This window comes from Sphingopyxis sp. GW821-FHT10B01, assembly GCF_059415685.1.
Window position 1 is genome coordinate 1 of the sequence record NZ_JBWKNS010000002.1, and the last position, 13,189, is coordinate 13,189.

The 13,189-nt window shown below is 64.2% G+C and carries 13 protein-coding genes; 2 read left to right on the forward strand and 11 right to left on the reverse strand.

What is annotated here, in order from left to right; translation table 11 throughout:
- The coding region (locus AC07NV_RS04465; protein WP_495165150.1) for a hypothetical protein at positions 1 to 205 on the forward strand (205 nt) is incomplete at its 5' end.
- On the opposite strand, the gene AC07NV_RS04470 is transcribed toward AC07NV_RS04465, so the two are convergent.
- The 7 genes from AC07NV_RS04470 to sucC all read right to left on the reverse strand — a co-directional run bounded on the left by AC07NV_RS04470 (position 196) and on the right by sucC (position 7,910).
- On the reverse strand, positions 196 to 1,107 hold the full coding sequence (locus AC07NV_RS04470) for an energy transducer TonB (protein WP_495165151.1): 912 nt from the start codon (positions 1,105 to 1,107) through the stop codon (positions 196 to 198). The genes AC07NV_RS04465 and AC07NV_RS04470 overlap by 10 nt on opposite strands.
- 40 nt (positions 1,108 to 1,147) lie before the next feature.
- Complete coding sequence (locus tag AC07NV_RS04475; protein WP_495165152.1) at positions 1,148 to 2,143, reverse strand: cupin-like domain-containing protein; 996 nt, start codon at positions 2,141 to 2,143, stop codon at positions 1,148 to 1,150.
- 53 nt (positions 2,144 to 2,196) lie between these two features.
- Positions 2,197 to 3,477 (reverse strand): serine hydrolase domain-containing protein, encoded by a 1,281-nt coding sequence (locus tag AC07NV_RS04480; RefSeq protein WP_495165153.1) that lies wholly within the window; start codon positions 3,475 to 3,477, stop codon positions 2,197 to 2,199.
- Between the two features lie 99 nt (positions 3,478 to 3,576).
- Positions 3,577 to 4,914 carry a DUF389 domain-containing protein gene (locus tag AC07NV_RS04485; protein ID WP_495165154.1) on the reverse strand — a complete coding sequence of 446 codons (1,338 nt, stop codon included), beginning with the start codon at positions 4,912 to 4,914 and terminating at the stop codon, positions 3,577 to 3,579.
- Positions 4,915 to 4,920: 6 nt separating this feature from the next.
- Entirely contained in the window at positions 4,921 to 5,850 is a 930-nt protein-coding gene (locus AC07NV_RS04490) for an electron transfer flavoprotein subunit alpha/FixB family protein (protein WP_495165155.1), read from the reverse strand.
- Complete coding sequence (locus AC07NV_RS04495) at positions 5,847 to 6,596, reverse strand: electron transfer flavoprotein subunit beta/FixA family protein (protein WP_495165156.1); 750 nt, start codon at positions 6,594 to 6,596, stop codon at positions 5,847 to 5,849. Before AC07NV_RS04495 ends, AC07NV_RS04490 begins: the two co-directional genes overlap by 4 nt.
- Positions 6,597 to 6,704: 108 nt before the next feature.
- Entirely contained in the window at positions 6,705 to 7,910 is a 1,206-nt protein-coding gene (sucC, locus tag AC07NV_RS04500) for an ADP-forming succinate--CoA ligase subunit beta (RefSeq protein ID WP_495165157.1), read from the reverse strand.
- 204 nt (positions 7,911 to 8,114) lie between these two features.
- On the opposite strand from sucC, the gene AC07NV_RS04505 reads away from it, so the two are divergent.
- Positions 8,115 to 9,254 carry a M23 family metallopeptidase gene (locus AC07NV_RS04505; RefSeq protein ID WP_495165158.1) on the forward strand — a complete coding sequence of 380 codons (1,140 nt, stop codon included), beginning with the start codon at positions 8,115 to 8,117 and terminating at the stop codon, positions 9,252 to 9,254.
- A gap of 3 nt (positions 9,255 to 9,257) precedes the next feature.
- On the opposite strand, the gene AC07NV_RS04510 is transcribed toward AC07NV_RS04505, so the two are convergent.
- The 4 genes from AC07NV_RS04510 to AC07NV_RS04525 form a co-directional block, all read right to left on the reverse strand.
- Positions 9,258 to 9,569 (reverse strand): hypothetical protein, encoded by a 312-nt coding sequence (locus AC07NV_RS04510; RefSeq protein WP_495165159.1) that lies wholly within the window; start codon positions 9,567 to 9,569, stop codon positions 9,258 to 9,260.
- A 5-nt stretch (positions 9,570 to 9,574) separates the two neighbouring features.
- Entirely contained in the window at positions 9,575 to 10,684 is a 1,110-nt protein-coding gene (locus AC07NV_RS04515; RefSeq protein ID WP_495165160.1) for a serine hydrolase, read from the reverse strand.
- A gap of 186 nt (positions 10,685 to 10,870) precedes the next feature.
- On the reverse strand, positions 10,871 to 11,551 hold the full coding sequence (msrA, locus tag AC07NV_RS04520; RefSeq protein WP_495165981.1) for a peptide-methionine (S)-S-oxide reductase MsrA: 681 nt from the start codon (positions 11,549 to 11,551) through the stop codon (positions 10,871 to 10,873).
- Positions 11,552 to 11,892: 341 nt separating this feature from the next.
- Positions 11,893 to 13,107 (reverse strand): pyridoxal phosphate-dependent aminotransferase, encoded by a 1,215-nt coding sequence (locus AC07NV_RS04525; RefSeq protein WP_495165161.1) that lies wholly within the window; start codon positions 13,105 to 13,107, stop codon positions 11,893 to 11,895.
- Positions 13,108 to 13,189: the final 82 nt, after the last annotated feature.

Consider the following 13,189-nt stretch of genomic DNA (forward strand, 5'->3'; position numbering starts at 1 on the left):
TCAAGACCACCGAGCACGCCAGGACCCGCAACACGCGCCATCAAAGCTGACAATAATATGGAAAATGTCGTCATGCGATGATCGTGCGGGCGATACGAAGCGAGCGCAACCCGGCAATCGCGTCAGCAGGGCCGACGATCAAGAAAGCGCCAAAAAGGCAGCAAGCTGTGGCAAGGCCGACGGACACACCGCCGCCTACATATGAAAAGTGACCGAGTTCAGCCAATAGGATGCGATCGGGTTGCCCCCGGCATCAAGCGCGGGTTCGAATTTGGCGTTGCGCATGATCGCCTTGCATACCGCATCGTCGAACGCCTTGGGCCGGGTCGATTGCTGAATATGGCAGGCCGTCGGCTTGCCGGCGGCATCGACGTTCAGCCGGAACTGAACGATGGCGCGCTTGCCCATCATCCACATCTCTGTCGGATAATCGCGCGATGTCACCCAGTCGCCCGGATTGCTTCCGGGCTTCAACTTGCGCGACAGGGCGGCGTGTTTCGCCACGTCGATACCCCAATGGTCGAGCAATTCGTCGGTGCATTTTTCGAGCGCTGCGAGCGGCGCACCCAGCGACCCGGTTTCGAGGATGAAGGGTTGGCGAACCGCACGTTTCACCTCGATAAAGGTAACGGCCGCTTCCTGCTCAGGCGTAATATCCGGCCATTCGAAGTCAAATCGCTTGGCCTTGATCGACGCTTCATAGGCGGCGATTTCTTCCGGTGAACGCGGCGCCAGCCGCACCGCGCCGCGGATGATCAGCGTCGGCGTCTTGTTGTCCAGCCTGCCGGGATAGAATTGCACCTCCTGCTCGGCTTCAGCGGGTCCGAACCGGAGCCGTACATCGCCCTCGTTCATGTAGGTGTATGCCGGCTTGCCGATAAAGCTCAGTCGCAGCGCATCGCCCGGCTGGTAGCGGTCGATCACCAACACGACCTTCTGGTCGCCCTCGCCGAAGCTGCGCCCCATACGGCAGCTGTCCTCGGCATAATGGACGTTCCATTTGGAACTGGGCTTGAGCCTCAACGGCTCTTTGGCTGCAACCGTGCCGGCCAGCGCAAGCGCCGCCGGCAAAACGAAGATCGAAAGATCGCGTCCCAAGCTCCCCATGGACCTAATCTTGCCAACCTTCATGCGGAACGCAAGTCCTTCAAAACAAAGCGCCCCACGATGCATAGTCCTCGACATGGGCATTGGGCCGGCGAAAGCTGGTAAAACTCATACTTGCCGACAGGTCGAGCGCTTCGACCTGATGCCACCAGCCGACGGGCAGAAATATCGCCTCGCCCGGCCCTATGATTGTTTCGAGCACCGGCGGTACGTCCGAATCGCCATTCCCCGCAGGCAGCGCTTCATTGCCCCAGTCGGAGAAGCAATGGCGGCTGTTGCGCATCCGCGGGAACGCCCACGGCGGCGCCATCCGTACCCGCTTCCGTCCCATCACCTGCACCAGCAGGTTGTTGGTGAGATCATGATGCCAAGGGGTCAGCGTGCCCCTGGGGCCGAGCCAGAAAAAGCCATCACGCTCGCGCGTTCCATCGAGCAGAGCGATCGGCGCCATATCGTCCCACAACGGCGCCAGCGCGGCCGCATTGGTACCGCTGTTATAGGCGGTAAGATAAATGTCGTTGCTCGCCTCGTCCTTGCGGAGCCAGTCGATCAGCTCGGCAAAGCGGACAAGGCGGCGATGATCGTCCTTCGCGAGTTCATAGGCGGGATCGCGCTCGCGCTCGACCTGTGCCTCGACGACGGCATCGCCCGCGACGCGCGCGAAATGATCGAGCGACCAGCGCGCCAGCGCCGGCCAGCGATCGATAATTCCCGTCAGCTTCGCGGGCCGGTTCGCGTCATAATAATGGCGATAGAAAGGATCGGGGTCGGGCGCATTCAGCGTGTCGAGCGCGAAGCCGCCATCGGCCTCGCGCGCCAACCGCTCGTGATTGGCCAGCAGCCAGCCCTGCTTCGCCATGCGCGCCGCCTGCCGCCGCAGCATCGCCGCCATCGGATCCTTAATAAGCCGGTCGACCTCATATTTAGCCGCCGCCGCCGAGACGCCCGCGGCAACCAGCCGGCTGTGCAAGGCGCCATCGTCGTCGCCAGCCGCAAGGCCTTCGGCCAGCAAAGTGCGTTTATCGGGTTGCGACATTCAAAAGCTCCTCGGCCCGCTCAAGGGCATCGAGATGACAAAAGAATGACAGCCTAGTCGCCCGCCGGCCCTTTGTAATCTGCTCCATAAACCGCGGCGCGAAAGTCGCGGTGAAGCGTGCCATCATAAGGCATCGTCTGGACAAAGAAGACCGCGGTCAGCTTGTTCGCGGGATCGACCCAGAACAAGGTCGAGGCCGCGCCGTCCCAGAAAAATTCGCCGACCGCGCCGCGATTCTCTTGCGGCGTTTGCGGCGGCGCCTTGCGCACGGCGAAGTCGAAACCGAAGCCGACCGCGCCCTTGCCGGGTAGCCACGCGCGCTCGGTAATCGCCGGGTCGAGCTGGTCGGTCGCCATCAAGCGCACCGTCGAGGGCTTCAGGATACGCGCGCCGTCGAGCTCGCCCTGGTTCAGCAGCATGCGCGCGAAACGCTGATAATCGTCGAGCGTCGAGGCGAGCCCGAACCCGCCCGGGGTCAATGCATTGTCCTGAAAGTTCAGCTTCTGCGCCTCGGCGCCGTCCTGCTGGACCAGCTTGCCGTCCTTTTTCACATACATCGCCGCAAAGCGCGGCAGCGTCGCATCGGGTTGCCTCCATGCCGTGTCGGTCATTTTGAGCGGTTCGAAGATGTGCGTGCGAACATAGGCCGCGAAGGGCTGGCCCGACAGCGTCTCGACGAGCGCAGCCTGCACATCGACCGCGATACTATATTCCCACTGCGTTCCCGGCTGGAACAACAGCGGCACCGTCCCCAATCGCCGGCTCGCTTCGGCGAGCGGGATCGTCAGCGCGAGCGGATCGGCCGCAAGATAGGCGTCGTGCGCGGGCGTCGGCCCCGCCCCATATGCGAAGCCCGCGGTGTGGCGCAGGATATCGCGCACCGTGATCGGACGGTCCGCGGGGGCATAGAGCGGCTTGCCCGCCGCATCCCTGCCCGCATAGACGCGCATGGTCGCATATTCGGGCAGATATTTTGCGATGGGATCGTCGAGGTGGAACTTGCCCTGTTCCCAAAGCTGCATCAGCGCGACGCCGGTCACCGGCTTGGTCATCGAATAGATTTGCGCGATCGTGTCGCGGCGCATCGGCGTGTTTACCGCCCGGTCGGCCAGGCCGGCAGTGCCGAAATAGACCTCGCGCCCGCCCTGCCAGATCAACGCCGAGGTGCCCGCGGCGCGACCGTCGGCGATCATCGATTTAAGCGCGGCGTCGATCCGCGCCTTGTCGATCTTGAGCTTTTCCGAAGGTGCGGCTTGCGCCTGTGCGGGCGGCGCGGAGAGCGGAAATGCGACCCCCGCCGAGAAGATGGCCAAAGCGAGTGCCACTGCGCGCATGATTGCTCCCCTTTGTCCGGCCGATCGGCGCCGGTTCGGGGGCATCACATCGCGTTCGGTGCCACAGGTCAACGCTGGAGCGCATGAATAGGTCTGCGGTTATTCGGCTGCGACGGGCTCCGCGGTGACCAAGGTGCCATTCTGGATCAGCCATTGCGGGTGCCCGGCCTGCACCGATGCGATGATGCGGTCCATCGCCGCCGCGACCTGTTCGCCCTCGCTGTCGCGATCGCGACGGATGACGACACGGCGGGCCTGCGCGTCGATCAGGATTGCCTCGCGCCGCACCAGACCGCCCACGGTCAACTCGCTGAGGATCGCGCGGCTGTCATCGTCGCGCTGCTCGAGCGTCGCGATACGCTGGTTCAGCCGCTCCTCGAACTGCACCGCGGCGTTGGTCTGTTGCCGCAACTGGACGATATTGACGTGGCTGGCACGATCGAGTTCGTAGCGCACCTTCGCCGCCAGATCGTCGTTGAGCCGCGCAGCATATTGATCGACGAGCACGACGCCGTCGACCGCGACCTCGTCATTCTCGATCCGCACGTTCAGGCTATCGACGCGGTCGTCCTTGCCCAGCAGGCGGTTCAGTTCGGACTGCACGATCGAGCGCGCGCGCACTTCGCGCGCGATGCCGTTGAGCGATAGCGCCAGCGGGATCGACAAAATGCCGAGCGCGACGACGATGCCGGTGACCTGCATCGCGGTGTGCTGCCGCGTCAGCGACGGGCCGAAATGATTGAGCCGCGCGACGATCGTCGCGGCGAACGCAATGGCGAGCGTGTTGGTGAGGAACAGCAGCGCCGCGCCGAGCGCGAAATCCATCCGCCCCGTGACCAGCCCGAAAGCAACGGTCGAAAGCGGCGGCACCAGCGCGGTCGCGATCGCCACCCCGACCATCACCCCCGACAGTTTGCGCATGATCGCATAGACGCCGGCGATGCCGCCGACCACCGCAACACCCAGGTCGAGCAAGGTCGGCTGCGTCCGCGCGCGCAATTCGGGGGTGACGTCCTTGATCGGCGACAGCCAGATGATCAGCATCGCCACGAGAATTGCGACCGCCATCCCGGCAGCGAGCGTCACCAGCGAGCGCTTGATCAGATTGCTTTCGATCGTCGCGAGGCCAAAGCCGAGGCCCATGATCGGGCCCATCAGCGGCGACACGAGCATCGCGCCGATGACAACCGCGGTCGAGCTTTGCAGCAGGCCGAGCGTCGCGATCGCCGCAGCCAATATGATGAGCAGCAGGAATTTCTTGTCGAGCCGCGCATCGCGCGCAACGCTCGCCAGAGTCAACGAGCGGCCGTGGGCATCGCCCCCGGCCGCTTCGTTATTTTCTTCGTTCCCGGGCGGTCTGGCCCGCGCCGCGCGGCGACCGCCGGCGTTGAACGGCGCATCGCCCAGTCCGGGCACTCCGGAAGGATCGCCGGCCACGGCCGATCAGATCTTCCCGGTCAGTTCCGGAACGGCGTTGAACAGATCGGCGACGAGGCCGAAGTCCGCGACCTGGAAGATCGGGGCGTCTTCGTCCTTGTTGATCGCAACGATCGTCTTCGAATCCTTCATGCCCGCAAGATGCTGGATCGCGCCCGAGATGCCGATCGCGAAATAGACCTGCGGCGCGACGATCTTGCCGGTCTGACCGACCTGATAATCGTTGGGGACATAGCCCGCATCGACCGCAGCGCGCGACGCACCGAGCGCGGCGCCGAGCTTGTCGGCGAGCGGGACGATGACTTCCTGATATTTCTCGCTCGAACCCAGCGCGCGGCCACCCGACACGATGATCTTCGCCGAGGTCAGTTCGGGACGATCCTGCTTGGCGATTTCGGCGCCAACGAAGCTCGAGATGCCGGCATCGCTGCCCGCGCCAACAGCTTCAACGGTACCCGAACCGCCCGAGGTCGCGGCCTTGTCGAACGCGGTGCCGCGAACGGTGAGGACCAGCTTGGCGTCCGACGATTCGACGGTCGCAATCGCGTTACCGGCGTAGATCGGACGGGTGAAGGTCTTGGGACCCTCGACCGACAGGATTTCCGAAATCTGCATCACGTCAAGCAACGCAGCGACGCGCGGCGCGACATTCTTGCCAGTGGTCGTCGCGGGCGCGAGAAACGCATCGTGCGACGCCATCAGTTCGGCGACGAGCGGCGCGATATTTTCGGGCAGGTTGTGACCGAAAGCGGCGTTGTCGGCGACATGCACCTTGCCGACGCCGGCGATCTGCGCAGCTTCCTTGGCAACTGCATCGACGCCCGAACCGGCGACGAGCAGATGGACTTCGCCAAGCTTCGACGCGGCGGTGACCACCGCGAGCGTGGCGTCCTTGACGGCCTTGCCGTCATGTTCGACCCAAACCAGAGTTTTCATGAGTGCACTCCAATCGCTTTCAGCTTGGCAACCAGATCATCGACATCGGCGACCTTGACGCCGGCCGAACGAACCGGCGGTTCCGAAACCTTGACCGTCTTGACGCGCGGCGCGGTGTCGACGCCGTAGTCGGCGGGGGTCTTGGTATCGAGCGGCTTCGACTTCGCCTTCATGATGTTCGGCAGCGACGCGTAGCGCGGCTCGTTCAGGCGAAGATCGGTGGTGACGATCGCGGGAAGCTTGAGCTTCACCGTCTCGAGACCGCCGTCGACTTCGCGCGTCACATTGACGCTGTCGCCATCAACATTGACCGCGCTGGCGAAGGTGCCCTGCGCCCAGCCGGTGAGGGCTGCGAGCATCTGGCCGGTCTGGTTGTTGTCGCCGTCGATCGCCTGCTTGCCAAGGATGACAAGGCCGGGCTGTTCGGCGTCGGCAATCGCCTTGAAGATCTTGGCGAGCGCGAGCGGTTCGACGTCGTCGTCGGTCTGCACGAGGATCGCGCGGTCGGCGCCCATCGCCAGCGCGGTGCGTAGTGTTTCCTGCGCCTTTGCCGGGCCGACGGACACGGCGATAATCTCGGTCGCGACACCCTTTTCCTTCAGGCGGATCGCTTCTTCGACACCGATTTCGTCGAACGGGTTCATCGACATTTTGACATTCGCAAGGTCAACGCCGGTACCGTCGGACTTGACCCGCGGCTTCACGTTGTAATCGAGCACCCGCTTTACGGGAACGAGGATTTTCATAGCTTCGACAGCTCCTCTCGAAAAATTGTGCACTGCGCCATAATTGGCGTTTACGTAAACGTCAACTAGCAGTCCCGCACCCGCCCCTTTTGGGGAGGGTGTCGTTCTTTATGCCGCGCGGACTTCCGCAACGATCTTCTTCGCCGCGTCGCCAAGGTCATTGGCGGCTACGATCGGCAGGCCCGAATTGGCAAGGATGTCCTTGCCTTCCTGGACGTTCGTGCCTTCGAGGCGGACGACGAGCGGCACCGACAGATTCACTTCCTTCGCCGCGGCGACGATGCCGTCGGCGATGATGTCGCACTTCATGATGCCGCCGAAGATGTTGACGAGGATGCCCTTCACGGCGGGGTCCTTGAGGATGATCTTGAACGCCGCGGTGACCTTTTCCTTCGAAGCGCCGCCGCCCACGTCGAGGAAGTTGGCCGGGAATTCGCCGTTGAGCTTGATGATGTCCATCGTCGACATCGCGAGGCCGGCGCCGTTGACCATGCAGCCGATGTTACCGTCGAGCTTGATGTAGGCGAGGTCATATTCCGATGCTTCGACCTCGGCCGGGTCTTCTTCGGTCAGGTCGCGCAGCTCGGCGAGATCCTTGTGGCGGAACATCGCATTGCCGTCGAACGCCACCTTGGCATCGAGCACGAGAAGCTCGTCGCCATCCTTGCCTTCGCAAACGGCGAGCGGGTTGATTTCGATCTGCTCGGCATCGGTGCCGAGGAACGCGTCATACAGGCCCGCGAGAGTCTTGGCGGCCTGCTTGGCAAGGTCGCCCGACAGGCCCAGCGCCGCCGAGACGGCGCGGCCGTGATGCGGCTGGAGGCCCGTCGCGGGGTCGATGAGGATGGTGTGGATCTTTTCCGGCGTGTCGTGCGCGACGGTTTCGATATCCATGCCGCCTTCGGTCGAGGCGACGACCGCGATGCGGCTCGACCCACGATCGACGAGCAAAGCGAGGTAGAATTCCTGCTTAATGTCGGCGCCGTCGGTGATGTAGAGACGGTTGACCTGCTTGCCGGCTTCGCCGGTCTGGATCGTCACCAGCGTGTTGCCGAGCATGTCCTTGGCGTGCGCTTCGACCTCTTCGATCGTCTTGGCGAGACGGACACCGCCCTTTGCATCGGGGCCGAGTTCCTTGAACTTGCCCTTGCCGCGGCCGCCAGCGTGGATCTGCGACTTCACGACATAGAGCGGCCCGGGGAGCTGCTTCGCAGCGGCGACGGCGTCTTCGACGGTCATCGCGGCAATGCCCTTGGGGACGGCGACGCCGTATTTCGCGAGCAGTTCTTTCGCCTGATATTCGTGGATGTTCATGAGGTCTGCCGGGCCTTTCGACTCTGATGCGGGAGAGGATTGGCGCCGCATAAGCACAAGTTTGGCGGCAAGGCTACCCCTAGCGGGCCCCTGTCGCGTCAGGGCCGCGGCGGGGCCGGGACGGGCCGCCCGCCGCTTATAGTGACGCTTGAAACTTTCCCTGATAGTTCCGCGATGGCGCGGATGCGAACGAGGGAGCCGAAGGTGCAGATAAGGGTCACGATTCTGGCGCTGCTGGCGCTCGCCGGCTCGCATGGGGCGCTCGCGGAAACGCCGCAGGTGCTCGACATCGATGTCGCCGCGGCGCCGAATGTCGTTCGCGTCGGTGCGGAAGAACAGCTCATATACGAGCTTCACCTGACAAATTTGTCCGCGGGCCCGCTCCGGCTCGACGAATTGATCGTCAAGGCGGATGGCCGCAGTGCACCGATCAAGGCCTATACCGGCGACGAACTGGCCGCCGCGATCGCGATCGTCGGCCCCAAAGATACGAACGGCGTGCGGATGATCGCCCCGGGGCGCCGTGCCGTCCTCTATATCAACGCACCGATACCCGCCCGTCTCGCCAAAGGCCTCATCACGCACGATCTGCGGTTGAGCGACGCCGGGCCCGACAGCGCCGACACCATTTTCACGGTGACGGGCGGCCTCGCCAAGATCGAAGACCGCGCCCTGCCCCGCCTGTCGCCGCCGCTGCGCGGCGGGCCGTGGGTGGCGGTATACGATCCGGGCATGGAACGCGGCCATCGGCGGGTCTTTTATACTACGGACGGGTCGGCGACGCTTCCCGGCCGCTTTGCGATCGACTGGATGAAGATCGACACGAGCGGAAAATTGTCGTCGGGCGATGCCAATATTCCGGCGAGCCACTATGGCTTCGGCGCCGAAGTGCTCGCTGTTGCCGACGGCACTATCGTCGCCATCCGCGACGATGTTCCCGACCCCGCGACGCGATCGGGCCGGACGAACCCGTCGATCGCCGACGCCAGCGGCAATTTCGTCACGCTCGATATCGGCGGCGGACGCTACGCCGTCTACGAACATCTGAAGCAGGGTGCGCCGGTCGCGGTAGGTGACCGGGTCAAGGCCGGACAGCTCGTCGGTTTCCTCGGCTTCACCGGGCAGGCCAGCGAGCCGCATCTGCATTTCCATCTGGCCGACCGGCCGTCGATCCTCGGTGCCGAGGGTCAACCCTATGTCTTCGCGTCGCTCACGCGGCTGGGGCAATATGCGACGATCGACAGTTTTTTCCGCGGCCAGGCATGGCCGCCGGCCGATCGCTCCGAAATGGTGCGGGGCAGTTTTCCGCCGCCGAACCTTGTCGTACGCTTTCCCGGCGATTGAGGGCTAGCGCAGCGCGCAGAGCGCAGCCGAGCTGGTCGACACGGTCAGGATTTCGGGATCCTTGAGCGCGCGAACCTTGCGGAAAAACTGGTCGAGCGTCAGGTCGGTGACGTGCTTGTCCTTGAGACTGCCGAGCGCCGACAGGCGGCGAAGCTGGACCAGCGACAGGCGGTCGACCATGCGTTCGGCCATGCACGCCGACATCGCTTTCGACAGGCCGGCGTTGTTGAGGCCGGTGCGCAGCCGCGCTTCGGGGGTCGCGCAACCGGCAAGCGCAAGCGAAAGCACGACCAGCGGCAGGGCAGCAAGCTTCATCGGGATTACCTTCCGTGATATTCGGCAACGGCGGACGACACGGCCTGCATCAACGCCATACGCGCAGGAATGCCCGATGTCGTGCTGCCCATCATCACGACGATCGCGTAACGGGTGCCGTCGGGCGCGGTGGCGATACCGATGTCGTTATAGCCCGCGGTCATACCGCCGAGATTCTGTCCCGTGCCGGTCTTGTGCATGAATTGCCAGCCCGGCGGCAGCCCGGCCTTCAACCGCTGCGGCCCACTCCTCGTCCGGCTCAGCACGCCCTGCAGATATTCCGTCGATTCGGGCGACAGCAAGGTGCCACGCGCAAGCCGCGTGAGGGCGCTGGCGATCGCGGCGGGGCTCGCGCCGTCGACGGGATTGGCGAGATAATTGTTCATCGCGGCCTGACGCGCCGCCGGCGACAATGCGGCGCGCGCGGTTTCGAAATTGCGGCCGACCGAATAGCTTTGCTGCCAGGTCAGTCCGGCAGTCCCCGCCTGCAACAGGCGTTCACCGGGCCCAAAGCGAATCGACCCCAGATCTTTTTTCGCGATGAAGGCGCGCACGGCGGCGGGTCCGCCGACGGTACGCAACAGGCTGTCGTTCGCAAGATTGTCGCTGTGGGTGATCGCGGTCTCGATCAGGTCACGGACGCTCATCGTAATCGAACCCTCAGCACGCACGCGTGCCGCGAGCGGCTGGTGAAAGACCACCAGATCCTCGGGACCGATGCGGACGCGCTGGTCCATGCGCATCCGCCCCTGGTCGACCGCGTCGAGCACCGTCAGCGTGACCCACAGTTTCGACACGCTCTGTTGCGGAAACAGTTCGGGCCCGCGCTGGGAAATCGCCCATTCGCCGTCGATGCGCTGCACCGCGATGCCGGTCTTGCCAGGAAAAGCGCGCCAGAGGGCGGCAATACGGTCGGTAAGCCCGGCAGGAGCACGGCGGAAACCCTGATCCAGCGGACCGTCAGGACGCGGCATCGTCGAACGCACCGGCTGCCCGATCGGGACGCTGACCGACCCCGCCGGCCCCCGCACCGCCGTTTGTTGTTGCGGGCGCGGCTGCGGCACGATCGCGGCGCTGCTGACACAGCCCGCAAGCACCGCGGCGCTCAGCGACATCGCGAGGAGCGGCTTGCCGGATAACCTAAACTTCATTCGAACCCCGCATTTGCGACTTTTATCTTTTCCCGACACCCGTCGGTCTTGCCACTCGTCACGCAGGCCCGCGGGAGGGGCCAGCGATTTGCGGTGAATGATTCATCTGTCGCGACAAGCGGCGGAACCCGCCGGTTTTGGCGGCAGATTTCAGGGCGCCGGGGTCGCCCGCACCATGTCGGGATAAAGCCGCTTCAGCGCTGCGAGTTTCGGCGCGTCCCAACGGAGAATATAGCCGTTCGACGGGTTGCGGCGCATGAAATCCTGATGATTCGCCTCGGCGGGATAGAAGCGTTTATACGCCTCGACCGGAACAACGATCGGCTGGGAGAAATATTTGCCGCGTCCGATCTGCGACAGATAGGCGGTCGCGACCTGCCGCTGGACCGCGTCGAGCGGGACGATCGCAGCGCGATATTGCGTCCCGCTGTCGGGACCCTGACGGTTCTTCAGCGTCGGATCGGCAACCACCGAAAAGAGGATGCGGAGCAAGCTCCCGTAGCTGACCTGGGTCGGGTCATAGACGATGCGAACCGCCTCGGCGTGCCCCGACTTGCCGTCGTGGGTCCGCTCATATCTGGCGGTCGCGGCGCTGCCCCCATGATAGCCCGATTCGACCGAAATCACGCCTTTGACGTTCGAAAAAACGCCCTCGACGCCCCAGAAACAGCCGCCCGCAAGCACCGCGGTGGCGCGCCGCACTTTCACCGCTGGATCGACCGCCGCGGCAGGCAATTTGACGACAGCCTCGGCCTGCGCCGGGGTGCATTGCGCGACGACCGCGCCAGCAACCAGCGCAGTGATCGCACGAAGGGAAAAGGTGCGCCGCAGCGGCGTCACGCGGCGATCGGCAGCGCCGGCGCGTTGAAGACGATATAGGTCGCGCCAATCGCAAAGCCAGCGAGCATGGAAAGGAACCAGTCGGAGCGGAGCATGGAGAGCATATGGGCCTCTTTTCTTGTCTTGTCGGTTTGCGGCTTTGGCCGCTTTGCTTACACCGACGATATGGAGCGCCCCGACCAACCGTGCAGTGATAGCAGTCACCCTAACAGGAATGACTTACTATCCGGTGAACCGGGCGGTTAACCGCCGTTCAGGTTCAAATAGGCTGCGCCGCCGGGATTACAAGACCGGTCGGTACAGAATTCCTATGCGGACGAAAATTCTCCCTGTCAGGAGAGCGCCGCACACGCCTGCTGGATGCGCACGCACGCTTCTTTCAGCACCGCTTCCGATGTCGCGTAGGAAACACGGAACGCTGGCGAGAGGCCGAAGGCGCCGCCATGCACCGCCGCGACCTTCGCGCTATCGAGGAAATAATCGATCAGCTTTTCGTCGCTGTCGATCAGCGTGCCGTCAGGGGTCTTCTTGCCCATGCAGCCGCTCGCGTCGGGATAGACATAGAAGGCTCCATCGGGGACGGGGCAGATCAGGCCGGGTGCGTCGTTGAGCATCGCGACGACCATGTCGCGACGCTTCCTGAACGCGGCATTGCGGTCGTCGAGGAACTGCTGCGGCCCGCCGAGCGCCGCGGCGGCGGCGGCCTGCGCGATCGAACAGGGGTTCGACGTCGACTGCGACTGCAGCTTCGCCATCGCCTTGATCAGCCACGCGGGGCCGCCGGCATAGCCGATGCGCCAGCCGGTCATCGCATAGGCCTTCGAACAGCCGTTGACGGTCAGGATGCGGTCGATCAGGTCGGGGCAGCGCTGCGCCAGCGTCGTGAATTCGAAATCGGCGTACCAGACATGCTCGTACATATCGTCGGTCATCACCATCACATGCGGGTGGCGGCGGATGACCTCGCCCAGCGCGTCGAGTTCTTCGCCCGAATAGGCGGCGCCCGACGGGTTCGACGGCGAGTTGAACATGATCCAGCGCGTCTTCGGCGTGATCGCGGCGTCGAGCTGCGCCGGGGTGATCTTGTAATTCTGCGCCGCGGTGCCTTCGATGATCACCGGGGTACCGCCCGCGAAGGCGACGATATCGGGGTAGCTCACCCAATAGGGCGCGGGGATGATGACCTCGTCGCCCTTGTCGACCGTCGCGACGAGCGCGTTGAACAAGGTATGCTTGCCGCCGACGTTGACGCTGATCTGGTCGAGCCCGAATTCGAGCCCGTTGTCGCGGCGGAATTTGCCGCGGATCGCTTCCTTCAGCGCCACCGTGCCGTCAACCAGCGTATATTTGGTCTGACCGTTCCGGATCGCTTCGATCGCCGCTTCCTTGACGAAATCGGGGGTGTCGAAATCGGGCTCACCCGCGGAGAGGCCAATCACGTCGACGCCCGATGCTTTCAGCGCCGATACGCGCGCGGTCATCGCGAGCGTCGCCGAAGGCTGGATGCGGCCGAGCGCGGCGGAGACATGGGGCTGGAAAGTCGACATGGAAAAGCGTCCTTGCGAGAGGGCGGGCGGCGAGGATCTGGCAGAAAATTGCGCGCGGCAGCGCCTATCGTGTCCGCTCGCA

Coding starts and splice junctions, on each gene's coding strand:
- AC07NV_RS04525 (WP_495165161.1), bottom strand. CDS start 13,107: ATGTCGACTTTCCAGCCCCATGTCTCCGCCGCGCTCGGCCGCATCCAG.
- AC07NV_RS04490 (WP_495165155.1), bottom strand. CDS start 5,850: ATGAAAACTCTGGTTTGGGTCGAACATGACGGCAAGGCCGTCAAGGAC.
- AC07NV_RS04515 (WP_495165160.1), bottom strand. CDS start 10,684: ATGTCGCTGAGCGCCGCGGTGCTTGCGGGCTGTGTCAGCAGCGCCGCG.
- AC07NV_RS04480 (WP_495165153.1), bottom strand. CDS start 3,477: ATGCGCGCAGTGGCACTCGCTTTGGCCATCTTCTCGGCGGGGGTCGCA.
- AC07NV_RS04475 (WP_495165152.1), bottom strand. CDS start 2,143: ATGTCGCAACCCGATAAACGCACTTTGCTGGCCGAAGGCCTTGCGGCT.
- AC07NV_RS04495 (WP_495165156.1), bottom strand. CDS start 6,596: ATGAAAATCCTCGTTCCCGTAAAGCGGGTGCTCGATTACAACGTGAAG.
- AC07NV_RS04510 (WP_495165159.1), bottom strand. CDS start 9,569: ATGAAGCTTGCTGCCCTGCCGCTGGTCGTGCTTTCGCTTGCGCTTGCC.
- sucC (WP_495165157.1), bottom strand. CDS start 7,910: ATGAACATCCACGAATATCAGGCGAAAGAACTGCTCGCGAAATACGGC.
- AC07NV_RS04470 (WP_495165151.1), bottom strand. CDS start 1,107: ATGGGGAGCTTGGGACGCGATCTTTCGATCTTCGTTTTGCCGGCGGCG.